Consider the following 26,996-nt stretch of genomic DNA (forward strand, 5'->3'; position numbering starts at 1 on the left):
CGCACGGCTTCTACAATGCTGCAATGGCAATAGCATTTCCCATCACTCCGCTGCTCCCCGACATCCTCCAGCAGCTGGCCGCACACACGCGGCTGGTCCTGGAAGCACCGCCCGGTGCCGGCAAGACCACCCAGGTGCCGTTGGCGCTGCTGGATGCGCCGTGGCTGCAGGGCGGCAAGATCATCATGCTGGAACCGCGCCGGGTAGCTGCGCGCAGTGCCGCCACGTTCATGGCCAGGCAGCTGGGCGAACCGGTTGGCGAAACCATCGGTTACCGCATCCGTTTCGAGAACAAGGTGTCCGCGCGTACCCGTATTGAAGTGGTCACCGAGGGCATCCTGACCCGCATGCTGCAGGACGATCCGCTGCTTGAGGGCGTGAGCGCGCTGCTGTTCGATGAATTCCACGAACGTCATCTGGCGGCCGATCTTGGGCTGGCGTTGGCGCTGGACGTGCAATCGCAGCTGCGCGATGACCTGCGCATCGTGGTGATGTCGGCCACGTTGGATGGTGAGCGGCTGGCGCAGTTCCTGGATGCGCCGCGCCTGTCCAGCGAAGGCCGCAGCTATCCGGTGGAGGTAAGCCACTTCCCGGCGCGGCGTGACGAGGCCTTGGAAGCGCAGACCCGGCGCGCGGTGGAACAGGCGGTGGCCGAGCATCCGGGTGATGTACTGGTGTTCCTGCCGGGGCAACGGGAGATTGCCAGAGTGCAAGCCGCTCTGCTCCCTCCCTTTGCCGCAGGCAAGGGGAGGGTTGGGGAGGGGTCGCTTCGGGCGTTAGACCAGGATCAACAGCAACCCCCTCCCAACCTCCCCCTTCGCTCCGCGAAAGGGGAGGAGCAGAGCTTTGACGTGCTCCCCCTTCACGGCGAGCTGCCAATAGAACAACAAACCCGCGTGCTGCAGCCCGATCCCGACGGCCGCCGCCGGGTTGTGCTGGCCACCAATGTCGCCGAATCCTCGGTCACCTTGCCCGGCGTGCGCGTGGTAATCGATGCCGGGCTGGCGCGCGAACCGCGCTACGACCCCAACAGCGGCTTCTCGCGCTTGGATGCGGTGACCATCTCGCAGGCCTCGGCTGACCAGCGCGCCGGGCGTGCCGGGCGCGTGGCTTCCGGTTGGGCGTGGCGCTTGTGGCCGCAGTCACAGCGGCTGGAGCCACAGCGCCGCCCGGAAATGGCGCAGGTGGAACTGGCCGGGCTGGCGCTGGAATTGGCGGCCTGGGGTAGTGACGACCTGCGCTTCGTCGATCCACCGCCCAGCGGTGCGCTGTCGGCCGCACGTGAGCTGCTGCAGCGCCTGGGCGCCTTGAGCGAAGACAACACCATCACCGCGCTGGGCAAGCGCATGCTGGCGATGGGCACGCATCCGCGCATGGCGGCCATGCTGCTGTCTGCAGGCAATCCGCGCGAGCAAGCCTTGGTGGCAGACCTTGCAGCACTGTTGGAGGCACGCGATCCGCTGCGTCAGGGCGGCGATGCGCTGGCCGCGCGTTGGCGTGCATTGGCGGCGTTCCGCAATGGCCGCGCGCCTTACGACGCCAACCGCGGTGGCTTGGCTGCGATTGATGCGGCCGCCAAACAATGGCGCCGCCGCCTGCGCTGCGATGCCACGCCGCCCGCCGATATCGAAGCGCATGAACTCGGTGACCTGCTCGCCCATGCCTTCCCCGACCGCATTGCCACCCAGCACCCGAGTGATCCGCAGCGCTACCAGCTGGCCAATGGCCGCAGTGCGCGCCAGTTCGACAACAGCGATCTACGCGGCGAGCCGTGGCTGGTGATCAGCGAACTGCGCCACGACCCACGCGATGCACTGATCCTGCGTGCCGCGCCGGTGGACGAACAGCGCCTGCGCCGCGACTTCCCCAGCCGTTTCAAGACCCAGGACGTGGTGCGTTGGAACAGCGCCAAGCGCGCACTGGAAGCACGCCGCGAAAGCAGCTTCGAACGCATCGTGCTGGAAAGCCGCCCGGCAGGCCAGGTGGACCCTGCGCGCGCCGCACGTGCACTGACAGATGCGGTACGCGAATTGGGGCTGGACGCATTGCCGTGGACCGAGAACCTGCAGCAGTTGCGCTGGCGGGTGATGGGCCTGCGCCGCTGGATGCCGGAACTTGAACTGCCCGATCTCTCCGACGCCGCCTTGCTGGAGACGCTGGATGATTGGCTGCTGCCGGCCTTCAACGGCAAGACGCGCCTGGAAGCCTTGTCCGAGGAAGAGCTGGGCGAAGCGCTGAAGTCCGGCATCGACTGGAGCAAGCGGCAGTTGGTCGATCGTCATGCGCCAACCCGTGTCAGCGTGCCTTCGGGGATGGAACGGCGCATTGAGTACGCACTGGATGATGACGGCTTCAGCCCGCGCCCGCCGGTGCTGGCGGTGAAGCTGCAGGAACTGTTCGGCTTGGCCGATACGCCGCGCATTGCCGATGGGCGCGTGCCGCTTTTGTTGCACCTGCTGTCGCCGGGTGGAAAACCGCTGCAGGTGACCGGTGACCTGCGCAATTTCTGGCAGAACACCTATGCCGAAGTTAAGAAAGAAATGAAGGGCCGCTATCCGCGGCATCCGTGGCCGGATGATCCGTGGAGCGCTACGGCGACGCATCGGGCGAAGCCTCGGGGGACTTGATTGGCTTGCTTGGGTTGGGGCAATGGCAAAAGCGAGAGCAAAAGCACCCCTCCCCAACCCTCCCCTGCGCTTTGCGCAAGGGAGGGAGCAAAGCGGCGCGCTGCGCTCTGACCGATTGCCAAGAACCGCCCCCTCCCTTTGCCGAAGGCAAGGGGAGGGTTGGGGAGGGGTAGCTTTTGACGTTCGCAGTGCTCGTTAGTCCCGCTTCAGCCTTCCACAACCACGGCTGGCGCTTCCCGGCTAACATCCCGTACACGGCCCCCTGGTAAGAATGGGGGTCTGGCCCTCATCTACATGGAGTCCCCACATGAGCAAGTTCAGCGATATCACCGGCCCGGCACTGGAGCGTGCACTGGAACTGGTCAACAGCGCCGGCGGCAACATCAAGCACGGTGGTTCCAGCGCAGCCGAATGGCTCAAGACCGGCGCGGCCATTGGTGCGATGAAGACCGGCGGCCGTGCCGTCACCCGCGCCGCCAAGCGCAACCCCACTGCTACCGTCGCCGTTGCGGCTGTTGGCCTGGGGCTGATTGGCTATGCGCTGTACCGCAAGAACAAGCGCGACAACGAGGCCATCGAGGCCAAGTCGCGGCAGATCGCCCAGCGTCGCCGTCATGCGGCCAGCGTGACCGATGAAACCAGCGATATCGGCAGCGACGCCTGAGTTTGGTTTTTTGGGGTGGTGCTTGAATCAAAAGCACCCCTTCCCCAACCCTCCCCTGCGCGTAGCGCAAGGGAGGGAGCAGGTCCTGCAGCTTGCTAGAGACCTAGTTCTGCCAATACGGCTGCGGTGGATTGGCCGATGCCATCCAGCTGCGGATTGATACGCCCCGGTTCGTTGGCGAACTTGATCGGAATGCCCAGGTGGGTGCCGCCCTGTGCATCGGTCCAGACCATTTCGCGCGCACGCGTATGCGGATCATTGAAGGCTTCGGTCAGCGTCTTCACTGGTGCCCAGCACACGTCGATATCGTGCAGGAACAGCGTCCATTCCACCAAGGTGCGGCGGGCAAAGGTTTCGGCCAGGAATTGCTTGACCGGGTCCTGACCGCTGCCCGGTGGCAGATGGCAGAGATGGATCAGGTCGGCGCGACCGAGCGCGTTCAACAGGTTCTCGGCGAACTTGTGCTCGGCACCGCCGAGTGCGATCCAACGATCGTCGGAGCAGCGGTACAGCTTGTATAGCGCATTGCCGCCCCAGCTGCGTTCTTCCTTGACCACCGGGTCGCGGCCGAGTGCGAACGGCGGGCCAAGCACATTCGGCAACCACGCCATCAACGCGTCCTGCATCGACAGATCGATGTAGTCGCCCTCGCCCGTGCGCTCGCGGCGGAACAAGGCCATCAGGATGCCGTTGAGCGCCATCAGCGAGCCGGCCATGTCGGCCACCGGCATATGCGGCATCGCCGGTGTACCATCCGGCGCGCGGTTCAGACTGACCACACCACTATCGGCCTGCATCGCCAGATCATGGGCGGGCCGATTGAGCTTGGGCCCGGTCTGGCCGAAGGCGCTGATCGAGCAGTACACCAGCTTCGGGTTGATCGCCTTGCAGCTGGCGCAATCGATGCCAAGACGCTTGGCGACACCGGGGCGGAAGGCTTCGACCACCACATCAGCCCACTCCACCAGCTTGGCGAAGGCGGCTTTGCCGTCGGCGCTTTTCAGATCCAGCACGATGCAGCGCTTGCCGCGATGGGTGTTGCGGAACCAGGTGGATACACCGGCCTGCTTGAGCCCGACCTCGCGTACCGGCTCGCCGCCGGGCGGCTCGATCTTGATCACCTCGGCGCCGTGATCGGCCATCACCATGGTCAAGTGCGGGCCGGGCAGGAACAGCGACAGATCGAGTACGCGTACACCTTCGAGTTTCATCATCGACTCCGTTGGATCACGCGCTGAGCAGGCGCGCGCGATCTGCATCGTTGTAGCCCAGCCCGCGCAGCAGTGCGTCGGCATCGGCATTGAGTGGCGGACAAGCACTACCACTCAACCGCTGGCCGTCGAGCTTGATCGGATTGCGCAGCAGGCGCTGCGTGCCCTGTGCGTGCTCGACTTCCTGCAGCATGTCGACATCGCGCACATAGGGATTGTCGAGCGCCTGGGCGATATCCAGCACCGGCGCGATCGGAATGCGACCTGCAAATTTCTGCGTCCAATACGCAGTGGGCTGGGTGCTGAGGATCGTATCGACCAACACCGTCAGCTCCTCACGCACCTTGCGACGTTCGGCAAAACTGCCGAAGCGCGGCTCACCAGCCCAAGCCGGGCTGCCAATGCCTTCGACGAAGGTCTGCCAGAATTTTTCCAGCATGCACATCACCATCACCCAGCCGTCAGCAGTGCGATAGACCTGGCACGGCACGGTGGAGGGGTGCGCGCTGCGCGACAGACGCTCGGTGCGGTGCCCTTCATTGAGGTACCAGGTGGCCGGATAGCTGAGTTGGTGCAGGGCCACGTCGAACAGGCTGACATCGACATCGCGGCCAAGCCCGGTGCGCATCGCGCCGATGATGGCGGCGAGCAGACCCATCGACATGGTGGTGCCGGTCATGAAGTCGACCATCGACAGGCCGAAGCGCGCCGGCGGCGCGTCGGGCTCACCGGTAAGCGCCATGAAGCCGGCTTCGGCCTGCATCAGATAGTCGTAACCCGGCCATGCCGCGCGCTCGTTGTCGCGGCCATAGGCGGACAGGTGGGCGCAGACGATCTTCGGGTTGAGCTTGCTTAGCGTTGCGTAGTCCAGGCCGAGCTTGCCGGGCTGATCGCCACGCAGGTTGTTGAGCACGGCATCGGCACTGGCGACCAGCTTTTCGAAGACTTCGCGGCCTTCGACTGCCTTGAGGTCCAGGCGCAGTGAGCGCTTGTTGAGGTTGAAGGTCTGGAAGAACAGGCTGTCGCCTTCGCCCAGGAAGTACGGCCCGGTGGCGCGCGAAACGTCGCCGCCCGGCGGGGATTCGATCTTGATGACCTCGGCGCCAAGGTCGGCCAGATGCATCGAGCCATAGGGGCCAGCACCGTACTGTTCGACGGCAAGGATGCGCAGTCCCTGCAGGGGAAGGTCTTTCATGTGTGGCCTCTGGTTTGTAAAAAGCACCGCGGTGGTTGAGGACCGCGGTGAAGGGATGCTGCTGTTGCGTCTACTTGGCTGTTGCTTTGGCTTTGGCTTTGGCTGTCGCCGTGGCTTCGGCTTCTGATCTATCCCTTCTCCCGCTTGCGGGAGAAGGTGCCCGGAGGGCGGATGAGGGGAGCTTTTGACTTCGCTCGTAGAGCTCCCCCTCACCCCAACCCCTCTCCCGCAAGCGGGAGAGGGGCTTTGCGTCTGATGCATTCGGGAGAGGGGCTCTGGTCTGCTTGGGCTTTTAGATCTTGTTTCTTGCCACCAATTGCTTGGCGATGATGATGCGCTGCATTTCGTTGGTGCCTTCACCAATGCACATCAGCATTGCGTCACGATGGAAGCGCTCGATGTCGTACTCCACCGAGTAGCTGTAACCACCAAAAATGCGCATGCCTTCCTGCGCGCAGTAGGCACCGGTTTCGGTAGCAAAGTACTTGGCCATGCCCGCTTCCATGTCGCAGCGCAGGCCCTTGTCGTAGGCATTGGCCGCACTCTCGATCAGCAGCTTGGAGGCTTCCACCTTGGCTGCCATCTCGCCCAGCTTGAGCTGGATGGCCTGATGCTCGGCGATCGGCTTGCCGAAGGTCATGCGCTCCTGTGCGTAACGCACCGACAAGCGCAGTGCGCCCTCGGCAATGCCGCAGCCACGCGCGGCCACATTGATGCGGCCAAGCTCCAGACCACCGACGGCATGCTGGAAGCCCTGGCCTTCAACGCCGCCAAGCAAACAGTCCGCCGGCACTTTGTAGTCCTGGAATACCAGCTCGCAGGTATCAATGGCGCGGTAACCGGATTTCTTCATCTTCTTGGCGACGATGAAGCCCTCGCCCTTCTCGGCGATGAACATGCTCATGCCCTTGTGGCGTGGCTGCGCCTCCGGGTCGGTCTTGACCAGCAGCAACACCATGTCGCCATACATGGAATTGGTGATCCAGGTCTTGGCGCCGTTGATGACGTAGTGATCGCCGTCGCGCTTGGCAACGCTGCGTATCGCCTGCAGATCAGTGCCCGCGTTCGGCTCGGTCAAACCCAGCGCGCCACGCAACTCGCCGGTGGCCATGCGCGGCAGATACTTCTGCTTCTGCGCCTCGGTGCCGCAACGCTCGATGGCCGCAGCCATGATCAGGTGCGAATTGAAGATGCCGGTCGGTGCCATCCATACCGACGACACCTTGATCACGATTTTGGCGTAGATGCGTGCCGGCAGCCCAAGCCCGCCGTACTCGGGCGAGATGGTGGCACCGAACAGACCGAGGTCCTTCATCTCCTCGACCAGGTGATGCGGGTACTTGTCTTCGAGGTCGTATTCCTGCGCGATCGGCGCGACCGACTTCTCCACCCAATGGTCAATCGAGGCTAGAAGTGCCTGCTCTTCGTCGGGGCCCCACAGCTGTTCCAGTTCGGTGCTCATCATTGCGCCCTCAGTAGTTGACCTTGTCTTCCACCGAATGGCCGCGCTTTGCGATCAGCATGGTGCGGTTGAAGGTACAGACCAACTTGCCGTCCTGATTGAAACCATCGGTACGGCAGGTGACGATGCCCGCGCCCGGACGCGACTTGGACTCACGCTTTTCCAGTACTTCCGATTCGGCGACCAGGGTGTCACCGACAAACAACGGATGGGTCATCTTGATTTCGCTCCAACCTAGGTTGGCCACGGCCTTCTGGCTGACATCGGTGACGCTCATGCCGACCATCAGCGCCACGGTGAACGGAGAGCAGACGATGACCTTGCCGAATTCCGAGGCCTTGGCGTATTCCTTGTCGAAGTGCATCGGATGGGTGTTCATCGTCAGCAGGGTGAACCAGGTGTTGTCGGTTTCGGTGATGGAGCGGCCGGGGCGGTGCTCGTAGATGTCGCCGACATTGAACTCTTCGTAGTAGCGGCCGAAGGTTTCGCGGAAGCGGTTTTCGGAAATCTGCTTGACGTTCTGAACCATGACAATGTCCTTTTGGTGCGGGTTGGGCTGGCGCTGGGCGCAGCTTGGTCAAAGAGGGGGTGTGATCAGGCGTTCAATGGAGGGTTGCGGTCAGCCGGCGCGTACGCCGAGTGCACCCAGTGCGATTGCGCGTTCGGCGGCAATTTCGATCGGGCGATCCACCAGCTTGCCGTCGAGCTGGATGGCTTCGCCGCCGCTGGCGGCCAGTGCCGCGACCACGCGCTGGGCACGGTCGTACTCGGCAGCGGTCGGCAGGTAGCGGCTTTGGATGGGCTCGACCTGGGCCGGATGGATCGCCGCCTTGGCAGTGAAGCCAAGGTCGATCACGCGATCGGTTTCATCGACCAGGCCTGCTTCGTCCTTGATGTCGAGGAAGGGCACATCGAGACAGCCGACACCTGCTTCGGCGGCAATCGTTGCCAGCTGCACGCGCGGGTGGAAGAAACTGTCCCAGCCGGCGCGGCCACGCAGCGCAACGATATAGTCGAAGCCGCCAAACATCAGCGCTTGCAGGCGTGGAATGGCAGTGGCCAGCGCGCGTGCATCGAGTAAACCCTTCGGCGTTTCGATCTGTGCGATGAACACGGTGTCGATGGCAGCAAGCGCGTTATCAGCCTGCTGTAGTTCGGCCACGGTTTCGACCTTGGGCAACATCACGAACGCTGGCTTCAAGCCGGATGCCGCCAACGCGTTCAGATCCGCTTGACCCAGCTCGGTGGACAAGGGATTGATGCGCAGGCCTATCTCGCCACGGCTTTCTGGCTTGTGCGCAAGAAACGCGAACAGCGAAGCGCGTGCCGTTTCCTTGTCACCCGGGGCAACCGCATCTTCCAGATCGATGCAGACCTGGTCGGCACCGGTGGCCACTGCCTTGGCGTAACGCTCCGGGCGCGAGCCCGGCACGAACAGCAGGCAGCGGCGTGGATTGTTCAATGCGGCGCTCATGCGGCGCTCACTTGTGCAGCAAAGTGCTCGGCAATCTGGCGACGGGTGGCGTACCAGGTACCCGGTTTCTGCGCGACGTACTGCAGGAACTTCTCGAACGCGCCGATGCGACCCGGGCGGCCGATGATGCGCAGGTGCAGGCCCAGCGACATCACCTTGGGGCTGTGCTCGCCTTCGGCGTACAGCGTGTCGAAGCTGTCGATGGCGTAGTCCAGCCAGTCCTTGGGCAGGTAGGACGGCGCCACCCACATCTTCATGTCATTGGTATCGAGCTGGTATGGCACCACGATCATTGGTTTGTCGCTGCCCTCAACATCGCCCCAGAACGGCGCATCGGCCGAGTAATCGTCCATGTGGTACAGGAAGCCCTCTTCCTGCAGCAGACGACGGGTTGAGGCGGTATGCAGATAGCGCGACAGCCAGCCAACCGGACGAACGCCCGTGGTCTGTTCAATGCTGTTGGCAGCGTCGCGGATGAACTGGCGTTCCTGTTCTTCGTTGAAGCGGAACTGGTGGATCCAGCGGTGGCCGTGCGAACACACTTCGTGACGGCTGCCACGCAGGTAGTCAGCGATTTCCGGCGCACGCTCCAGCGACACCGCAGCGGCGGTATAGGTGCTGGTGACCTTGTACTTGTCCAGCAGCGCGGAAACGCGCGCATGGCCCTCGTTCACGCCGTAGCGGTAATTGGATTCGTTGCCGTAGTTGCGCACCGGCTTGGACAGGGTGACGTGCAGCTCGTCCACCGGCTCGGTGATCTTGTCACCCTGGCCCACGTTGTACTCGGACAACTCTTCAACATTGACGACCACGGACAAGGCCAGGCGTGCGTTGTTGGGCCACTGATAGGCGGGTTTGGACATGGTGGTCTCAGTGCGGTTGTTGGTTGTGTGGTGGGGGACTGCTGCTTTGCTGTTTCGGCTTTTTATGCCGGCATTCCTGCGACGGCAGGAATGACGATTTGAAAATTGGGCAGGAACGCCTCAGTGGTTTTCCTCACCACCCGAGACATTGATCGCCTCGCCCGTGATGTAAACCGCATCGTCCGAGCACAGAAACGCCGTAGCCGCCGCCGTATCCGAAGGCAGGCCCGGGCGCCCAGCCGGAATGCGCGCACGCATGTCCGCCAGGTACTGCTCCACACTCTTGCCCTGCTTCTCGGCGAAATATTCGTTCTGCCAAGCCCCGAGACCCGTGGTCACATGGTTCGGGCATACCGCGTTGACGTTGATCCCATGCGCGCCCAGCTCCAGCGCCGCTACGCGGGTCAGGCCGACCAGGCCATGCTTGGACGAGCAATACGCCGCTGCATGCGGGAAGGCCGACTTGGCCGCCTGCGAGGCGATATTGACGATACGGCCGCCGCCCTGGGCAATCATCTGCCGGCCTGCATGCTTGATGGTCAGGAAGGCGCCGCGCAGGTTCACGCCCAGCACCGCGTCCCATTCCTTGGCATCGATGTCGACCAGCGACTTCATCAAGTAACCAATGCCGGCGTTGTTGACCAGGATGTCGAGGCGGCCGAAGCGCTCGACCGTGGCCTTGACCACCGCTTCCACCTGCGCCTCTTCCAGCACATCCAGGGCCATCGCCACGCATTCGCCACCGCTGCTGGCAGCCAGCTGAGCGGCGACCTGCACCATTTCCTCGTCGGTACCGACCGCAGTAACCGGCATCTCGGCGCCACGCACCTGGCCGATATCGGTCAGCACCACCTTGCAGCCTTCCTGCAGCAGACGGCGGGCGATGCCCTCGCCCAGGCCGGCGCGGCGACCAGCGCCAGTGATAAGTGCGACCTTGCCCTGCAATTCGGGGAAACGAGCCATGACCAATGTTCCTTGTGCGCTTACAGCGCGCTGGTGAGGATGAACAACGGATTGTCAGCGTATTGCTGGAACTGCCCTGCACCGGCCTGCACGGCCGGATCAGCCAGGTCGGCGCCGAACGCAGCCATGTCCGGTATCCGCATCAGCTCGATGTACTCGTACGGGGAGCTGCCCTCACCAATCAACAGACCGCTGGCCTTGAGTACCTCGAACTTCTCCACCGACGGCAGCGCATTGACCACCGGCAGGTCGCTGGCACGCGCCCAGGCCTCGTATTCCTCACGGCTGACGCCGGTTTTGAGGTTGAACAGGACGATCACGGTTTGCATGGCTTCCTCCCAGGTAAAAGACTGTGGCACACTTTGTCCGGACAAAGTGTAGGCATGCCATTCGCCCCCGGTCAACGCCGGCGGTGGAATTCCCCCTCCGGCGTATCTACCTGCCATAACCCAAACGATTGAGGTGCCTGGATGAAGCGTTATTACCCGTGGTTGATGGCGGTGATGGGGATGTTGGTGTTGCTGGTCTCCAACGGCCTGACCGTGACCGGCCTGACCGCCTTTGACGAATCCCTGCTCAAGGACTTCGGCTGGACCCGCAGCGAGCTCAAGCTGCGCGACCTGATCACCCTGGTGCTGGCCGGCTGGATGGCACCGTTCCTGGGCGCGCTGATCGACAAGGTCGGCCCGCGCAAGCTGGTGCTGGCCGGCATCGCCTTGTTGGCGGCGCTGTATGCGGCCTATGCGCACATCCATACGCTGGCCCACCTGTACTGGATCCACGTCGGCTTTGCCGCGGTGCTGGTCGCCGCCGGCCTGAACGTGGCGGTGATCTTCGTCTCGCAGTGGTTTGCCACCCATCGCGGCACCGCAATTGGTATTGCCCTGGTCGGTACCAGCCTCGGCGGCATGCTGTTCCCCAAGCTCGGCGTGCACCTGATGCAGAGCATGGACTGGCGTGCCGCGCTGCTATGGGAAGCCGCGATTCCGCTGGCCTTCCTGATCATCGCCTTCCTGTTCGTGCGCAGCCCGCGCCCGGGCGGCATCCAGCCGTGGGGCGCTGACACGCTGGCCGCCAAAGCAGCCGCAGGCACGCCGGCCGCCGCCTCGCTGCCGGACCTGAGCTACCAGCAGGCGATGCGCACCCGCACCTTCTGGGTGCTGGCGTTCGTGGCGATGACGACGTTCTTCTCGATCATGGCGGTGGCCTCCAACCTGTTCCTGCACATGCGCGACCTGGGCTTTGAGCCGGCCACCGCCGGTAATGGCCTGGGCCTGATGTTCGGCCTGGCGATGGTTGGCAAGTTCGTGTTCGGCTTCCTTGCCGATGTATTGCCGGCCAAGCGCGTGTTCCTGCTCAACCTGACCATCATGGCTGCAGGCGCGCTGATCCTGGCGACCATGCGCGCCGACCTGATCTGGTATTCGCTGGCCCTGTTCGGCCTGGGCTGGGGCGGCCTGTACACGATGATCCAGCTGCTCGCGGTCAACGCCTTCGGCTTGAGCTCGGCCGGCAAGATCCTCGGCACCATCACCCTGCTCGATGCGACCACTGCCGGTCTCGGCATCTGGGTGACGGCCAAGATCTTCGACATCACCAAGAGCTACCACATCGCTTTCAGCCTGATCTGCGTGCTGATCGTGCTGGCCCTGCTGGCCGCAACGCTGGTGCGCGACGAACGTTCGCGCGCTTCGGCCACCTGACCCCCACTACTGCAACGGAGAGACCCCATGCCCGTGATGGAAACGTCCAACCTCACCGCCCGCCAGTACTGGGAGCAGGTCAAGGCCAACCCCAACCGCGCCAAGTTTGGTTTCGGCGCGCGCCCGGCCATCGTCAACATCGATGTGCAGCGCGCCTATACCGACATGGACGCGTTCAAGACCGCGTATGAGACCGACCCGCGGCAGATCGAGCACATCAATGCGCTGTCGGCGCAGGTACGTGCGCTCGGCCTGCCGGTGGTATGGACGTATGTCGCCTATCTGGAATCCGGCGAGGACGCCGGCACCTGGGGCACCCGCACCAACACGCCAGACTCGTTGCAGAACATCAAGCACGGTTCCGAACGTGCGCAGTTCGACCCGCGCGCCGACGTGCAGCCTGGCGACATCGTCATGCATAAGCGCATGGCCAGCCCGTTCTTCGAAACCAACCTGTGGTCGCTGCTGACCTTCCACAAGATCGACACCCTGATCATCACCGGCGGTTCCACCTCGGGCTGCATCCGCGCCTGCGTGATCGACAGCCTGTCGCGCGGCTACCGCAGCATCGTTCCTGAAGAATGCGTGGCCGACAAACACGAGATCCCGCACTTCGCCAACCTCAGCGACATCATGCTCAAGTACGGCGACGTGGAATCGGTCGAGCAGGTGGCCGCACAACTGCAGGCCTTGCGCGCATGAACGTCGCAACCAAGTCCGATCCTGGCCTGTTCGACTACTGGCCCTATGACAGCCGGCCAAAGATCGAATGGCCGGGCGACGCGCGCGTGGCATTGTGGATCGCGCCCAACATCGAGTTCTACGAGTACGCGCCGCCGGCCAACCCGCAGCGCAAGCCGTGGCCGCGGCCGCTGCCCGACATCCAGGGCTATGGCACGCGTGACTACGGCAACCGCGTCGGCCACCAGCGGATGATGCGGGTGATGGACCAGTACGGCCTGCGCGGCTCGGTATCGCTGTCCACGGCCATGCTCAAGCACCATCCGGAAGTGATCCAGATGGCGGCCGAGCGCAACTGGGAGTTCTTCAGCCACGGCATTTACAACACCCGCTACACCTACGGCATGGACGAGGCGCAGGAGCGGGAGATGATCGCGCACTCGATGGCACTGATCGCCGAGCACACTGGCCAGCATTGCGATGGTTACCTGGCACCGGCGCTGTCGCATTCGGACGCCACCATCGACCTGTTTGCCGAAGCCGGTGGGCTGTACACCTGCGATCTGTTCCACGACGACCAGCCAACGCCGGTCACCACCCGCTCGGGCAAGCGCTTCGTGTCGGTGCCGTACTCGCTGGAGCTCAACGACACCATCGTCTACGTCACCAACAAGATCGAGCCGCGCCGCTACGGGCAGATGATCAAGGACGCATTCGACCGCCTGTACGCCGAAGGCGAGAACTCCGGCACGGTGATGTGCGTGCCGCTGCATGCCTACCAGGTCAGCCATCCGCACCGCTTGGCCGCCTTCCACGACGCGATGGACTACATCTGCAGCCACGACAAGGTGTGGAAGGCCACCGGCCGCGAGATCGCCCAGCATTACCTGGACAACCACTACGACGATGCGCTGGCCTCGATGGCGGCGATCAACGCGGAGGACGCGGCATGAGCCTGGATCGCAGCTTCCTCGAATACCCGCAACTGCGCCACGGCATGGACCACGCGCGCTACAGCTGGTCGATGCTGGCGCAACGCCCGGCCGTGCGCTGGCCCGACGACAAGCCGCTGGCGCTGTGGATCAACCTGAACCTGGAGCACTTCCCGCTCAACCCCAAGGGCGAGGGCTTCAAGCCGCACGGCGCGATGGTCATGCCCTACCCGGACCTGCGCCATTACACGCTGCGCGACTACGGCAACCGGGTCGGCGTGTTCCGCGTACTGGATGCGCTGGAAAAGTACGGTCTGCGCGCCAGTGCTGCGGTCAATGGCGAACTGGCGCAGCGCTACCCGGCGCTGCTGCGCCGGCTCAAGGCGCGCAGCGCCGAGCTGGTCGCGCACGGTTGGAACATGGACAGCGTGCACTACGGCGGGCTGGACCCGGCGCGCGAAGCTGAATACATCCAGCGCAGTTTGGCCGCGCTGGCCCCGTATTCCGACACCCCCATCCAGGGCTGGTTGTCACCGGCCCGCTCGCAGTCCGAGAACACCCCGGAACTGTTGCAACAGGCCGGTTTGCAGTGGTTTGGCGACTGGATCAACGACGAGCTGCCCTACCCCTTCCAGACCGCCAACGGCCCGCTCACCGCACTGCCGTTGTCACTGGAATTGGAAGATCGCTTCATCGTCGGCGAAAATCTGCATGCCGAGGCCGAGTATGCGGACCAGATGGTCGATGCCTGCGATTTCCTGTTGGAGGAAGCGCAGCGCACCGGACAGGGTCGCCTGCTCGCGCTCAACATCCACCCGTGGGTGATGGGCCAGCCGCACCGCATCAAGCACCTGGAACGCGTGTTCGCCCATCTGGCCGATCGCGCAGGGCTGATCTGGAACGCTGCGCCTTCGCAGATCATCGCCGCCTCACGTTGAGGCGGCGGTTCCAGGCAACCGTCGTCGCTCAACCCGCGCCGGCCTTTACCCAAGAGCCCTTGCATGAACACTGAAGCCAACACCGCCCTGCCGCCGCGCGAAGCGATGGAATTTGACGTCGTCATCGTCGGCGCCGGCCCTGCCGGTCTGGCCACTGCCATCCGCCTGCGTCAGCTGGCGGTTGAGAAGGGCCAGGAACTGTCGGTGTGCGTATTGGAGAAAGGCTCCGAGCCCGGCGCGCACATCCTGTCCGGTGCGGTGATGGACCCGCGTGCGCTCAACGAGCTGTTCCCGGATTGGAAAGAACGCGGTGCGCCGCTGCGGCAGGCCGTCACCCGCGACGAATTCCTGTTCTTGAATGAAACCGGCGCCAAGAGCACGCCGCACGCCTTGCTGCCGGAGTGCTTCCACAACGACGGCAGCTACATCATCAGCCTGGGCGAAGTCAGCCGCTGGCTGGCGCAGCAGGCCGAAGCACTGGAAGTGTCGATCTTCCCGGGCTTTGCCGCCGCCGAAGTGCTGTACGACGAGAACGGCGCGGTGATGGGCGTGGCCACCGGCGACATGGGCATCCACAAGGACGGCACGCCGGGCCCGAACTATGAGCGCGGCATGGAACTGCATGCCAAGTACACGATCTTCGCCGAAGGCTCGCGCGGCCATCTGGGCCGCCAGCTGATCAGCAAGTTCAAGCTCGATGCCGGCAAGGACCCGCAGGCTTACGGCCTGGGCATCAAGGAACTGTGGCAGATCGATCCGGCCAAGCACGAGCCGGGTCTGGTAGTGCACGCCGCTGGCTGGCCGCTGGACAACGACACCTACGGCGGCGCCTTCCTGTACCACGCTGAAGGCGGCAAGGTCTCGATCGGCTATGTGGTCGGCCTGGACTACAAGAACCCGTGGCTGAGCCCGTTCGAGGAGTTCCAGCGCTTCAAGACCCACCCGGCGATCCGCAAGCACCTGGAAGGCGGCAAGCGCATTGCCTACGGCGCACGTGCGATCACCGCCGGCGGCATTCTGTCGCTGCCCAAGACGGTGTTCCCGGGCGGCGCGCTGGTCGGCTGTGAAGCCGGCTACCTCAACGTCAGCCGCATCAAGGGCAGCCACGCCGCAATCAAGACCGGCATGCTGGCCGCCGAGGCCGCGTTCGATGCGCTGGTCGCCGGTCGCTCGCGCGATGAGCTGAGCGCCTATCCGGAAGCCTTCGAAAACAGCTGGCTGAAGGCCGAGCTGATGCAGGCCAAGAACTTCAAGCAGTGGTTCAAGAAGGGCCGCACACTGGCCACGCTGATGACCGGCATCGAACAGTGGCTGCTGCCCAAGCTGGGCATCCGCAATGCGCCTTGGACCATCCACCGCACCAAGGCCGACCACGAGTGCCTGGAGCCGGCCGCAAGCCAGCCGAAGATCAACTATCCCAAGCCCGACAACGTGCTGACGTTTGATCGTCTGAGCTCGGTGTTCCTGTCCTCGACCAACCACGAAGAAGACCAGCCCAGCCATCTGACCTTGAAGGACGCCAGCGTGCCGGTGAAGGTCAACCTGGCCACTTATGGCGGCCCGGAAGCACGTTACTGCCCGGCTGGCGTCTACGAGTTCGTCGGCGAAGGCGGCGATACCCGCCTGCAGATCAACGCGCAGAACTGCGTGCACTGCAAGACCTGCGACATCAAGGACCCGACCCAGAACATCGTGTGGGTAACCCCGCAGGGTGGTGGCGGTCCGAACTATCCGGCGATGTAAGCATCGCCATCAACCCACAGGAGTTTTGATGAGCATTGTCAGTCCAGGCACCCGCTTCCGCGAAGCGCTAAAGCAGGAAAGCCCGTTGCAGATCCCCGGTGCGATCAACGCCAATCACGCGTTGCTGGCCAAGCGGGCGGGCTTCCGCGCGGTCTACCTGTCCGGTGGCGGCGTCGCCGCCGGCTCGTTGGGCCTGCCGGACCTGGGCATCAACACCATGGACGACGTGCTCACCGACATCCGCCGCATCACCGACGTCTGCGACCTGCCGCTGCTGTCGGATATCGATACCGGCTTCGGCCCGAGCGCATTCAACATCGCGCGCACGGTGAAGTCGCTGATCAAGGCCGGTGCGGCGGCCTGCCATATCGAAGACCAGGTCGGTGCCAAGCGTTGCGGCCATCGCCCGAACAAGGAAATCGTGTCGCTGGGCGAGATGGTGGACCGGGTCAAGGCCGCCGCCGATGCCAAGACCGATGCGGATTTCTTCCTGATCGCGCGTACCGATGCGATCCAGATGGAAGGCGTGGATGCGGCGATCGAGCGCTCGCTTGCCTGCGTTGAGGCTGGCGCCGATGGCATCTTTGCTGAGGCGTCGTATGACCTTGATACCTATAAGCGCTTTGTTGATGCGGTGAAGGTACCGGTGCTGGCCAACCTCACCGAGTTCGGGCAGACGCCGTTGTTCTCGACTGAAGAACTTGGTTCGGTGGGCGTGGCGATGTGCATCTACCCGCTGTCGGCGTTCCGCGCGATGAACAAGGCGGCTGAGAATGTGTACACCGCGATCCGTCGCGATGGCCACCAGCGCAATGTGGTGGAGACCATGCAGACCCGCGAGGAGCTGTATGAGCGGATCGGATACCACACGTTTGAGCAGAGTCTGGATAGGACGCTTGCTGCGAAGAAGTGAGGATTGGGGTTGAGCGGGTAGAAGGCTTTGAAGCTACGGGCTTGAAAGCTTGAAAGCTTGAAAGCCAAAGATCCTAAAGGCCAAAAGGCCTAAAAGCTCCCCTCACCCCTACCCCTCTCCCGCATGCGGGAGAGGGGCTACTTCGACGACATTTTGCTTGGACCGGCATCGCTGGCTTCGGCGCACTTCGCGAAATCTGTCCGGAGCCGGAGACCCACAGCTCAAGCAATGCTCTGAAGCATCCCTTCTCCCGCTTGCGGGAGAAGGTGCCCAACGGGCGGATGAGGGGGCTTCTGCTTCTGCTCTGGCTCCTACTACAAGCCTCTTTTAATGCCTCAACCCGCATCACACCCCTTTGCTTTCCACTCACAGCACCAGCCATCATTGCCAACGCGGAACAACCACGGCCGCCATCGCAATGAGAAAGCAATGCCCCGTCTGCCACTAATCGCTCTTGCCTGCCTGGCGCTCAGCGCCTGCGGCCAGCGCGATGCCTTCAACCACAGCGCCAGCGCTGATCCGCATCAACGTGAACTCGAACGCGCCTTCGCCATCTGCGCCGGCTGCCACGACACCCGTGCCGAGCTCGGCCACCGCGTAGGCCCCAACCTGCATGGCGTGATCGGCCGCAAAGCCGGCACCGCGCCGGGCTACAACTACTCACAAGCAATGAAGGCCAGCGGCATCACCTGGGATGCACAGACCCTGGACGCCTTCATCAAGTCGCCGACCAAACAGGTGCCCGGCAGCAAGATGGTCAACGCAACCGCCGACCCGGCACGCCGCCAGGCCGTGATCGAATTCCTATCCACGCTACCCGAGTAGCCAACGAATCAATCCAGCGTCTGCACGCCGCCGCCATTGACGAACAAGGTCTGGCCACTGACCCAGTTGGATATCGGCGCAGCGAAGTACAGCACCGCCCCGGCAATATCATCGGCCTCACCCAGTCGCTTGATTGGCGTATGCGACAGCATCCGTTCCTCGATCTCTGGCGTCAGCACCGTCGCCAAGGCATCGGTACGCACCGCACCCGGCCCCACCGCATTGACCCGGATACCGGCCGGACCATAGTCGTGCGCCAGGTTCGCGGTCATATGGTTGATCGCCGCTTTTGACGCAGCGTAGGCACTGATCGCCGGGCTCTTGTTGATCGAGCTCATCGACGACATGTTGATGATCGAGCCGTAACCGCCTTTCTTCATGTATGGCGCACACAGCTGCGACAGCCGCCACGCACTGAACACATTGATCTGGAACGGCCGCTCGAACTGCTGCAGCGTGATCTCGTACGGACTCTCCCGCCCAGCACCTCCACCACCGGCATTGTTCACCAGGATATGGATGCCACCAAGCTCACTCGCGGTGCGCTCGACCGTGCGCACCAGGTCTTCGTCCTTGAGCACGTTGCACTCCAGGGCCAAAGCCTTGCCACCGGCCGCCACGATCTCCGCTGCCACCTTTTCGGCAGAGGCCAACTTCAAATCAGCGACAGTCACGGCAGCACCATAGGCGGCCAGCATCAGGGAACTGGCGCGGCCGATGCCATTGCCGCCGCCGGTAACGATGGCCACTTTGCCACTCAGGTCGAAATGCGCTTGCGGAATCATGGTTGCGTGCTCCTGTACAGGCGATTCATTCGCCCGTACACGATACACACAAGCCTGCACAGTGAGGTTAGCGCCCTGTGTTCTTGACGCGGCAACAAACCTGCGACTTGTTCGTACAGATGACGGTGCTTCCAATCAGATTGGGCGCATCTATCCGTTCCTGTCCGAGCTGGATGACCCACCTGCCAAGCTGCTGCGTGACATCAAGCTTTTGCTGGATCGGCACAGGCGCATGAACCCGGGCGTACTGGGGCTCTGAGCGCAGGTTATGGCAGGATCAGCCCCTCACGCATCCATCCGGGAAGCCTCCCACATGCGCATTGCTTCACCGGGTTTGACCCGGTCACCATCCGCTGCCGTACTTTTCATGTTGTCACCGGCAGCGCTGGCCATGCGCCAATGTCCGCCGGAATCCAAAAAATCCGACGCATTCATGCTGCTGGGCGTGTCGATCTTCTGGTTGTTTGTTTTCGCCGGTGCGGTGCTGCTGCTGTTGATCTTCCGCGCCACACGCAGTGCCCGGCCGTGGCCGCGCTGGCTGCTGCGCATCGCCGGCATTCCGGCGATGCTGGCACTGTGGATGCTCGGCCTTGGTATTTACTACTTTAGATTCGTGCTTATGTGCTGAGGCAGCATCTTCCTGATCCAGAAAGACATACGAACCCTGGCGTATTGGGGCTCTGACCGTAAGATGTGGCAGGATCAACCCCTGACGCATCCATCAGGGGAATCGTCCACATGTCTGTCGTTTCGCCGGGGCTGACCCGGTCGTTGTCCGCCGTCGTCCTCTCCATGTTGTCGCCGGCAGCGCTGGCCATGACCCAATGCCCACAGGAGTTCGGCGAGAAATCCACCGCGTTCTGGCTGCTGGGCTGGTCGATTCTTGCGCTGTTCGTTGTCGCCGGTGTGGTGTTGCCGCTGTTGATCTTCCGCGCGACACGCAACGCGCGGCCACAGCCGCGCTGGTTGCTGCGTATCGCCAGCATCCCGGCGATGCTGGCAATGTGGATGCTGGGCCTCGGTATTTTCTTCAGCCAGTTCGTGCTGGTGTGCTGAGCCAGCCCTACGCTGCGGGGAACCACCATGGCGACGCGGTGCCGGTATTGATCAGCAGCGCGCGTGCACGCACGAAGCGCCGGATCGATGCGCTGCCCATGCGTGAACCGCCCATGCCGGAGAGCTTGAAACTCTGTTTCTCGGCGGTCTGCACCATGCCGGTCAGGCAGGCGTCGTTGATCGAAATGCCACCGGCCTGCAGCTGACGCGCTACCCGCTGCGCGCGTTCTGGGCTTTGCGTGAACACCGCTGCCGACAAACCAAACTCGGTGGCATTGGCACGCGCGATGGCTTCGGCTTCATCGGCCACCACCATCACCGGCAATACGCTGGCGAAGCTTTCATCGGCGACCACGGTCATTTCGTCACTGACATCGACCAGCACCGTCGGCGGACACCAGATGCCGCCATGGTCGATCAGCTCGCCGCCGGTCAGCGCACGCGCGCCCTTGGCCTTGGCGTCGGCCAGTTGTGCGCGCACCAGCTCGACCTGCGAGGCGGCGATCACCGGGCCGATATGGCCCTGCTTCGGGTCCGGCCACGCCAGCTGCAACGCATCCGCTTCTTTTACCAATGCGGCGATGAAGGCATCCGCAACCGGCGCTTCCACGTAGACGCGTTCGATCGACATGCAGCTCTGGCCGCCGTTGACGAAGCTGCCCCAGGCCAGGGCGCGTGCGGCATGTTCGATATTGGCGTCGGACAACACCAGCGCCGGGTCCTTGCCGCCCAGTTCCAGTGACGCGGGAATGAAACGGCGCGCGCAGGCTTCGCCAACCTTGCGGCCGGTAGCGACCGAGCCGGTAAAACAGATCTGGTCGCTGGCTTCGATCACCGCCTGGCCAGTAGCGCCAGCACCGGTGACCAGCTTGAACACCTCGCCAAGGCCCGCTTCGTCCAACGCTTCACGCAGCAACGGCACGAAGCGCGAGGTGACTTCGCTGGGCTTGGCCAGGATGCTGCAGCCTGCGGCAAGCGCCGGCACGGCATCGATCAGGGTCAGCATCAGCGGGAAGTTCCATGGGCTGATCACCCCTACCACCGCGAACGGCACCCAGGTCTGCTGGCTGTGGATGAAGGGAATGGCTTCCTGCTGGGCAGGCTTCTCTGCCAGGCACCCTGTAGCCTGCTGCGCCCAGCGGCGAATCGCACCGACCGTGCCGTCCACTTCAATCTGCGATTCATGCCAGCGCCCGGTATCGGCCAGCAGTGCATCCAGGAAGCCGTCACGGCGAGCGACCAGCGCATCGGCCAAGGCATTCAAGCGCGCGCAGCGTTCTTCGATGCTGCGCTCGGCCCAGTCGAGCTGCGCCTTGCGCAGGCCGGCGCCCAAGACAGCAACCTCGGCAGCGGAGGTGATGGGCAGCTCGCCATCGGATAGACCCGTGCGCGGATTGCGCAGCGGCAGCGTGGTGGCTTCAGTCATTGCCCAGTACTCCGGCGCTCAGCAGTGCATCAAGGGTGGCTTTCTGGCGCGCGGCGAAATCGGCACGCTGCGGGATCTTCAAGCTGTCGCCATCCAACAGCGCATTCGGCTTCAAGGCGGTGCTGGCGAGGCCGGCGTTGATGGCTGCCTGCGGCAGCCGCGACAGGAAATTGCCCATGCCCGGGCGCAGGCGACGACGGCGCAGGCCGGCAATGTCCAGATCGGCGTAGGCGGCCATCGACTCGCCAGTACCGGCGGCGGACAGCACCCGGCCCTGGTCATCGACAATCTTGCTCATGCCATCGGCACTGCCCAACGGAATATCCACACCGCTGATGCCGGCGGTATTGGCCGAAACCACATAGGCCATGTTTTCCAAGGCGCGGGCGCGCTTGGCGATGTCCTTCGGGGTCAGTTCCGGGCTGCCGACTTCACTGGTCGAATGCAGGAACACTTCGGCACCGCGCAGGCCCATCGCCCGGGCGATTTCCGGGTAGAGGATTTCTTCCGAGGCGACGCAGGACAGGCGGCCGAGCGGGGTGCGTGCGACCGGGAACACGCCGTCGATGCCGTACACGTCCAGGTACTTGTCCCAGACATCGTGCGGGCTGGGTGCGTACAGCGAGATCAGTCGGCGGTAACGCAGGATCTGGTTACCGCTGTCGTCAAGGATCACCGACGACTGGAAGTACAGCTCCGGGAAATTCGGGTCACGCTCGTAGGCGTTGGAGCAGAGATAGACGCCGTTGTCCTGGGCGATGCGGCCCAGTTGTTCGTACTCGGCGCCATCCATCGAGAAGCAGCCCTTGGCCGCCCAACCGGGAATGGTGTCGCCCAGCGGATAGCTGGTGGCGAAGTATTCCGGCAGCACCACCAGCTTCAGGTCGGCGCCGATGAAGGCTTTGGAGGCGCGAATCTGCCGACCTACCCGTTCGATGTTGTCAGCCACCGCGGCGGCGGCAGCAGCCGGTGTTGCGCAGGCATTGATGGCGCGGCAGGTGGTCTGCAGGGCCAGCGCGCGATAAGCGTCGATCATGGAGCCTTACCTTCGGTTGCGGTGTCGTTGAGGGCTTGGGTGTGCACGCCATCGGCGAGCAGCACACGGAAGCTGCCGGTGCCGGCGCGCAGCGGTTTGATCTCGGCGTAGTCGGCGCTGTTCCAGAACGCCAAGGCAGCGTCGCGGTCAGGCCAGCAGGAAATCACCGTGCGGCTTGGGGCGTGGATGCCTTCCAAGCTGGTTTGTTCGCCGCCCATCACCAGGTACTGGCCGCCATGCCGTGCCACCACCGCCGGTGTCGCGCGGACGTACGCGGCAAAGCCTTGTGGATCGGTGACGTGGGCTTCGATGATCAGATAAGCAGGCATGTGTGCGGATCTCAGCCGAAGCGCGGCGCGCGCTTTTCGAGAAAGGCAGCCGCGCCCTCGACGAAATCGCTGCTGCTGAAGGCGTCGTTGAACGCCGCTTCGGCGTGGGCCGCGCCGATGCTGGCATCGCCGCCCAGATGCCCGAGCACGATCTTGATCGCACGCCGCGCCTGCCCCGAGGTGACCAGCAGCTGCTGTACCTGCGCCTGCTCCAGTGCCTCGATGCCGTCCTCACCCGCCAACTGATTGACCAGCCCCCAATCCAACGCGGTAGCGGCGTCGAGCAGACGCCCGGTCAACAGCATTTCGCGGGTGCGGGCCATGCCGACCGTGTTGACCAGCCGACGGCTGTCATCGGCGCTGTAAACTAAACCGAGCTTGGCTGGGGTGATAGCGAACCGGCTGCGGGCACTGGCCAGACGCAGGTCGCAGGCCAACGCCAAGCCAAGGCCGCCGCCCACGCAGGCACCGTCGATGACGGCCAGGGTGGTCTGCGGCAGGCGTTGCAGTTTGAGCTGGGTGCGTTGGACCTGGGCGTTGTTGGCGGCAAAGGCCTCCGGAGCGGTGAGCAGCTGACCGAGTTCGTCGATATCGGCGCCGGCACTGAACGCCCCCGGCACGCCTGACACCACCACGATCTGGGCATCACTGGCGGCAATTTCGTCCAGTGCGGCCTCGATCGCCGCCCAATGGCGGGTCGCCAAGGCGTTGCGCTTGTCGGGTCGGTGGATGCCGATGCGGGCGAGCGCGCCGTCACGGCTCCAGCAAATCACGGTTTCTTCAGTGACCATGGCCTATCCTGTTTGTTCTATCGTTATAGCATTAAGCCAAAGGAGGGTGAAGCGAGATGTCCCAAGACACACTGGCCACATTGTTGAGTGCCAACGCGCACAAGCTGTTGCGTAATGACTTGCCGACGCCGCTTTACCACCAGATGTTCAGCCTGCTGCGCGACCGCATCCTCAATGGCGAGATCCCGCGCGGCGCCCGCATCCCCACCGAGTTCGACCTGGCCGACGGCTTTGGCGTGTCGCGCATCACCGCCAAGCGGGCGCTGGACGAGCTGGCCGCCGAGGGCCTGGTAGAGCGCCGCCGCGGCAAGGGCACCCACGTCATCCACCGCTCCCGGCCCAAGCCGATGCACAGCCCGCTGACCGGCCTGCTGGAAAGCCTGGAAGTGCTGGCCGAACACACCAAGGTGCAGTTGCTGCAGTTCCGCCGTGCGGTGCCGCCGGAGCCGATCCGGGCGCTGTTCGATACCGGCCCCCGCGATGTGCTCGCGCATGCAATCCGCCTGCGCCTGCGCGGTGACATCCCGTTCGGCTACTACATCAGCTGGACCAATACCGATCACCCCGAATTCAACGAGGCGCGGCTGGCCAACAGCTCGCGCTTGAAGCTGTTCCAGGCCGCCGGCATCCAGATCAAACAGGTGGAACAGGTGCTGTCAGCAGTGAACGCCGACGCCATCGCCGCCCTGCACCTGAAAGTGGAACCGGGCACGGCACTGCTGGCCTTGGAGCGCCGCTCCTACGATGGCGACGGCAATCTGGTCGACCTGCTCAACGTGCAGTACCGGCCGGATCAGTTCACCTACCAGATGACCCTGGACGTGGACGACGGCACCCCGCTGTAGTCTGACAACGCCGCCAGCACCCTGCTGCGAGACGCCGCCCAAACCGGGCGGCGTTTTGCGTTTGGCAGGCTGCGCCGCCGACGCGGAAAGACATAGGGCTAAGACCTATATGCCTTTGCAGTGCAACACGAGAGGGCCGCAATTTCTTCTACTTTCCAAGTTCGATCAATTGCTTATGCGCGTGCTGCAGCGCACGACACAGCTGTGATGATCCCGCCTTGGCCACATTGATTGTCCGGACAAATAGCGAAAGACTGGGAACCAGCCGCACCGGCACGCCACTGACCGCTGTGCGCCCGCGCCACCTATCCCCGTCCACGCTATGAGGCAGGCAATGAAGGAAGTTCTGTACCGCAGTGCGCTGGCAGTCGCGATCGTGACCGCCCTTGGCAGCAACCCCGCGCTGGCACAGCAGACCAGCGGTGACGATCAGGCCGTGCAGCTGGATCAGGTCAGCGTTACCGCGCAACGCCGCGAAGCGCAGATGCAGAAGACGCCGCTGAGCATGAGCGTGATCAGCGGGCCGGAGCTGGACCGCATGCAGGTCAAGCGCGTGGACGACATCAAGTTCGCCGCACCCAACATCATCATCGAACAGAACACCGGCACCAGTTCCGGCGCCAAGATCTTCATGCGCGGCGTGGGTGCCGATGAGTCGATGTTCACCAATGACCCGGCGGTGGCGTTGTACATCGACGATGTCTACATCCCGCGCCAGAACGGGGCGATGTTCGACCTGTACGACGTCGAACGCATCGAAGTGCTGCGCGGCCCGCAGGGCACGCTGTACGGCCGCAATGCAACCGGCGGCGCGATCCGCTACATCTCGCGCAAGCCCACCGGCGAAAGCAAGCTGGCGCTGGATGGCAGCATCGGCAACCTCGGCCGCCGCGACGCGCGGCTGAGTTTTGCCACCCGCATCGGCGAGACGCTGGACGTCTCCGCCGCCGCGCTCAGCCGCCAGCGCGATGGCATCCTCAAGGACATCACCCACAACCGCATGGTCAACGACCAGGACGTGTTGGCCGGGCGTTTGTCGCTGGCCTCGACCTGGGGCGAAGCCTCCTACGCCACCTTGAGCATCGACCGCCTGCGCGAGCGCTCCACCCCGGCCTGGGGCACACCGGTTGCGCTGGATGCCAATGGCAACCAGGTGCCGCGCCTGGGCAGCTTCTACAAGACCGAAACCGACACGCTGGGCTTGAACGACATCGACCAGTTCGGCGTGGCATTGACCAATGAAACCGACTTCGGTGCGTTCTCCTGGCGCAGCATCGCGCACTACCGCACGCTGGATCATCACTTCTACATGGACGTGGATGGCACCGCGCAGACCCGTTATCACCTTGAACAGGATCAGCGCCAGAACCAGAAGGGTTACGAGGCGCAATTCACCTCGCAGCTGGACGGCCCTTTCAGCTGGGTAGCCGGCGTGTTCGCGTTCAAGGAACACAACGACCAGCCAACCCGCAGCGACATCTTCGTGCGCGGTGGCACCAACTACATCGCCCAGAACACCTCGGCGTATGCGATCTACACGCAAGGTGACTACAAGTTCACCGACAAGCTGACCCTCACCCTGGGCGGCCGCTACAGCTATGAGAGCAAGGATTTCTCGGTGCGCGCGGTCAAGGCCAATGGCGACCCCAACTTCAGCAAGAACATGAGCAACAGCTGGAACCGTCCGGACTGGAAGGTGCTGCTGTCCTACAACTTCAGTGACAATGTAATGGGCTACACCAGCGTCACCACCGGCTTCAAGAGTGGCGGCTTCAATGGCCGCGGCAGCACCCCGGCAACCCTGGTGCAGGTGGATGCTGAAACCCTGCGCGCCTATGAAATAGGCATCAAGTCGACGCTGTGGGACAACCGCCTGCGCTTGAACGGTAATTACTACCGGCTCGATTACGACGGCATCCAATTGGCCGCAGTGAACCCGGAAGGCATCTTCGTGGTGACCAACGCCACCGGCGCATTGATCCAGGGCATCGAGCTGGAAGCCGAGGCACAGCTGACTCGCGGGCTGAAGCTCAACGCCACGCTCGGCACCATCGATTCGGAATACCAGAAGTACAAGGCCATCAACGCCGCCTACTTCCGCGGCCACCCGCTGAAGAACGCACCCAAGCTGCAATGGACCTTCGGCAGCAGCTACGTGCACCCGCTTGGCAATGCCGACCTGGTGTTCAGCGCACAGGCGCGCTACACCGACGACTACTTCCAGAACCAGGATGCCTCGCGCTTGATCATGCGCAAGGCCGGGCATGAGTACAACGCGCGCATCGCCTATGAACCGCGTGATGCAGCGTGGTCGGTGGCGCTATGGGGCAAGAACCTGAGCAATGAATTCGCCTCCACCGGCGGCTTTGATATTGCCGGGCTGGGCGTAGGCGTGATCTACCCGAACGTGCCGCGCACCTACGGCGTGGAGTTCAGCTACCGCTTCTGGTGAGGGCGGATAGCGACAGGTAGTGCCGAGCCATGCTCGGCAGAAGCCTTCCCGCCAGCCCATCAGGTAGTGCCGAGCCATGCTC

General features: G+C 63.6%; 26 protein-coding genes. 13 read left to right on the top strand and 13 right to left on the bottom strand.

Features of this window, described 5'->3' with window-relative positions:
• The first annotated feature begins 23 nt into the window (after nucleotides 1–23).
• Together hrpB and ACVOMB_RS10545 are read left to right on the top strand one after the other, a co-directional pair.
• Entirely contained in the window at nucleotides 24–2,627 is a 2,604-nt protein-coding gene (gene hrpB / locus ACVOMB_RS10540; protein ID WP_481531125.1) for an ATP-dependent helicase HrpB, read from the top strand.
• Nucleotides 2,628–2,934: 307 nt separating this feature from the next.
• Complete coding sequence (locus tag ACVOMB_RS10545; RefSeq protein ID WP_481531126.1) at nucleotides 2,935–3,291, top strand: hypothetical protein; 357 nt, start codon at nucleotides 2,935–2,937, stop codon at nucleotides 3,289–3,291.
• Nucleotides 3,292–3,386: 95 nt separating this feature from the next.
• Here ACVOMB_RS10545 and ACVOMB_RS10550 read toward each other — a convergent pair whose 3' ends face one another.
• The 8 genes from ACVOMB_RS10550 to ACVOMB_RS10585 all read right to left on the bottom strand — a co-directional run bounded on the left by ACVOMB_RS10550 (nucleotide 3,387) and on the right by ACVOMB_RS10585 (nucleotide 10,788).
• Entirely contained in the window at nucleotides 3,387–4,502 is a 1,116-nt protein-coding gene (locus ACVOMB_RS10550; protein WP_481531127.1) for a CaiB/BaiF CoA transferase family protein, read from the bottom strand.
• A gap of 16 nt (nucleotides 4,503–4,518) precedes the next feature.
• Complete coding sequence (locus ACVOMB_RS10555; RefSeq protein WP_481531128.1) at nucleotides 4,519–5,697, bottom strand: CaiB/BaiF CoA transferase family protein; 1,179 nt, start codon at nucleotides 5,695–5,697, stop codon at nucleotides 4,519–4,521.
• Nucleotides 5,698–5,989: 292 nt separating this feature from the next.
• Complete coding sequence (locus ACVOMB_RS10560) at nucleotides 5,990–7,159, bottom strand: acyl-CoA dehydrogenase family protein (RefSeq protein WP_481531129.1); 1,170 nt, start codon at nucleotides 7,157–7,159, stop codon at nucleotides 5,990–5,992.
• 10 nt (nucleotides 7,160–7,169) lie between these two features.
• Nucleotides 7,170–7,688, bottom strand: a complete 519-nt coding sequence (locus ACVOMB_RS10565) for a MaoC family dehydratase (RefSeq protein ID WP_057634054.1) — start codon at nucleotides 7,686–7,688, stop codon at nucleotides 7,170–7,172.
• A gap of 90 nt (nucleotides 7,689–7,778) precedes the next feature.
• Entirely contained in the window at nucleotides 7,779–8,633 is an 855-nt protein-coding gene (locus ACVOMB_RS10570; protein WP_481531130.1) for an HpcH/HpaI aldolase/citrate lyase family protein, read from the bottom strand.
• Nucleotides 8,630–9,496, bottom strand: a complete 867-nt coding sequence (locus ACVOMB_RS10575; protein ID WP_481531131.1) for a polysaccharide deacetylase family protein — start codon at nucleotides 9,494–9,496, stop codon at nucleotides 8,630–8,632. The genes ACVOMB_RS10570 and ACVOMB_RS10575 overlap by 4 nt, the downstream gene beginning before the upstream one ends.
• A gap of 120 nt (nucleotides 9,497–9,616) precedes the next feature.
• Nucleotides 9,617–10,459, bottom strand: coding sequence for an SDR family NAD(P)-dependent oxidoreductase (locus ACVOMB_RS10580; protein WP_481531132.1), 843 nt, complete (start codon nucleotides 10,457–10,459; stop codon nucleotides 9,617–9,619).
• A 20-nt stretch (nucleotides 10,460–10,479) separates the two neighbouring features.
• On the bottom strand, nucleotides 10,480–10,788 hold the full coding sequence (locus tag ACVOMB_RS10585; RefSeq protein ID WP_481531133.1) for a hypothetical protein: 309 nt from the start codon (nucleotides 10,786–10,788) through the stop codon (nucleotides 10,480–10,482).
• Nucleotides 10,789–10,929: 141 nt separating this feature from the next.
• Between ACVOMB_RS10585 and ACVOMB_RS10590 the strand changes: the two genes are divergently transcribed.
• The 7 genes from ACVOMB_RS10590 to ACVOMB_RS10620 all read left to right on the top strand — a co-directional run bounded on the left by ACVOMB_RS10590 (nucleotide 10,930) and on the right by ACVOMB_RS10620 (nucleotide 18,194).
• Complete coding sequence (locus ACVOMB_RS10590; RefSeq protein ID WP_481531134.1) at nucleotides 10,930–12,162, top strand: MFS transporter; 1,233 nt, start codon at nucleotides 10,930–10,932, stop codon at nucleotides 12,160–12,162.
• Nucleotides 12,163–12,189: 27 nt separating this feature from the next.
• On the top strand, nucleotides 12,190–12,864 hold the full coding sequence (locus tag ACVOMB_RS10595; RefSeq protein ID WP_481531135.1) for an isochorismatase family protein: 675 nt from the start codon (nucleotides 12,190–12,192) through the stop codon (nucleotides 12,862–12,864).
• Complete coding sequence (locus ACVOMB_RS10600; RefSeq protein ID WP_481531136.1) at nucleotides 12,861–13,796, top strand: polysaccharide deacetylase family protein; 936 nt, start codon at nucleotides 12,861–12,863, stop codon at nucleotides 13,794–13,796. Before ACVOMB_RS10595 ends, ACVOMB_RS10600 begins: the two co-directional genes overlap by 4 nt.
• On the top strand, nucleotides 13,793–14,713 hold the full coding sequence (locus ACVOMB_RS10605; protein WP_481531137.1) for a polysaccharide deacetylase family protein: 921 nt from the start codon (nucleotides 13,793–13,795) through the stop codon (nucleotides 14,711–14,713). The genes ACVOMB_RS10600 and ACVOMB_RS10605 overlap by 4 nt, the downstream gene beginning before the upstream one ends.
• A 63-nt stretch (nucleotides 14,714–14,776) precedes the next feature.
• Nucleotides 14,777–16,456 (top strand): electron transfer flavoprotein-ubiquinone oxidoreductase, encoded by a 1,680-nt coding sequence (locus ACVOMB_RS10610; RefSeq protein ID WP_481531138.1) that lies wholly within the window; start codon nucleotides 14,777–14,779, stop codon nucleotides 16,454–16,456.
• Between the two features lie 28 nt (nucleotides 16,457–16,484).
• Nucleotides 16,485–17,369 (top strand): methylisocitrate lyase, encoded by an 885-nt coding sequence (gene prpB / locus ACVOMB_RS10615; RefSeq protein WP_481531139.1) that lies wholly within the window; start codon nucleotides 16,485–16,487, stop codon nucleotides 17,367–17,369.
• 429 nt (nucleotides 17,370–17,798) lie between these two features.
• Nucleotides 17,799–18,194: a c-type cytochrome gene (locus ACVOMB_RS10620; protein WP_481531140.1), complete on the top strand. Its 396-nt coding sequence runs from the start codon at nucleotides 17,799–17,801 to the stop codon at nucleotides 18,192–18,194.
• A gap of 8 nt (nucleotides 18,195–18,202) precedes the next feature.
• Here ACVOMB_RS10620 and ACVOMB_RS10625 read toward each other — a convergent pair whose 3' ends face one another.
• Entirely contained in the window at nucleotides 18,203–18,979 is a 777-nt protein-coding gene (locus ACVOMB_RS10625) for a glucose 1-dehydrogenase (protein ID WP_481531141.1), read from the bottom strand.
• A gap of 313 nt (nucleotides 18,980–19,292) precedes the next feature.
• Between ACVOMB_RS10625 and ACVOMB_RS10630 the strand changes: the two genes are divergently transcribed.
• Both ACVOMB_RS10630 and ACVOMB_RS10635 read left to right on the top strand, forming a co-directional pair.
• Nucleotides 19,293–19,607 (top strand): hypothetical protein, encoded by a 315-nt coding sequence (locus ACVOMB_RS10630; RefSeq protein ID WP_481531142.1) that lies wholly within the window; start codon nucleotides 19,293–19,295, stop codon nucleotides 19,605–19,607.
• Between the two features lie 110 nt (nucleotides 19,608–19,717).
• Nucleotides 19,718–20,035 carry a hypothetical protein gene (locus ACVOMB_RS10635; RefSeq protein WP_481531143.1) on the top strand — a complete coding sequence of 106 codons (318 nt, stop codon included), beginning with the start codon at nucleotides 19,718–19,720 and terminating at the stop codon, nucleotides 20,033–20,035.
• A gap of 7 nt (nucleotides 20,036–20,042) precedes the next feature.
• Here the strand turns inward: ACVOMB_RS10635 and ACVOMB_RS10640 are convergent, their stop codons facing one another.
• The 4 genes from ACVOMB_RS10640 to ACVOMB_RS10655 are packed head-to-tail and all read right to left on the bottom strand — an operon-like array spanning nucleotide 20,043 to nucleotide 23,617.
• The gene (locus ACVOMB_RS10640) at nucleotides 20,043–21,461 is read right to left on the bottom strand and encodes an aldehyde dehydrogenase family protein (protein WP_481531144.1); all 1,419 of its coding nucleotides are present in this window, start codon (nucleotides 21,459–21,461) and stop codon (nucleotides 20,043–20,045) included.
• Entirely contained in the window at nucleotides 21,454–22,497 is a 1,044-nt protein-coding gene (locus ACVOMB_RS10645; protein WP_481531145.1) for a nitrilase-related carbon-nitrogen hydrolase, read from the bottom strand. Before ACVOMB_RS10645 ends, ACVOMB_RS10640 begins: the two co-directional genes overlap by 8 nt.
• Nucleotides 22,494–22,826 carry a DUF1330 domain-containing protein gene (locus tag ACVOMB_RS10650; RefSeq protein ID WP_481531146.1) on the bottom strand — a complete coding sequence of 111 codons (333 nt, stop codon included), beginning with the start codon at nucleotides 22,824–22,826 and terminating at the stop codon, nucleotides 22,494–22,496. The genes ACVOMB_RS10645 and ACVOMB_RS10650 overlap by 4 nt, the downstream gene beginning before the upstream one ends.
• An 11-nt stretch (nucleotides 22,827–22,837) precedes the next feature.
• Nucleotides 22,838–23,617: an enoyl-CoA hydratase/isomerase family protein gene (locus tag ACVOMB_RS10655; RefSeq protein ID WP_481531147.1), complete on the bottom strand. Its 780-nt coding sequence runs from the start codon at nucleotides 23,615–23,617 to the stop codon at nucleotides 22,838–22,840.
• Nucleotides 23,618–23,673: 56 nt separating this feature from the next.
• Between ACVOMB_RS10655 and ACVOMB_RS10660 the strand changes: the two genes are divergently transcribed.
• Together ACVOMB_RS10660 and ACVOMB_RS10665 are read left to right on the top strand one after the other, a co-directional pair.
• A complete protein-coding gene (locus ACVOMB_RS10660; protein ID WP_481531148.1) occupies nucleotides 23,674–24,462 on the top strand; it encodes a GntR family transcriptional regulator in 789 nt (262 codons plus the stop codon).
• Between the two features lie 334 nt (nucleotides 24,463–24,796).
• Nucleotides 24,797–26,914, top strand: coding sequence for a TonB-dependent receptor (locus ACVOMB_RS10665; protein WP_481531149.1), 2,118 nt, complete (start codon nucleotides 24,797–24,799; stop codon nucleotides 26,912–26,914).
• The last annotated feature ends 82 nt before the right edge of the window (nucleotides 26,915–26,996 follow it).

Source organism: Stenotrophomonas sp. STEN018 (genome assembly GCF_056760235.1).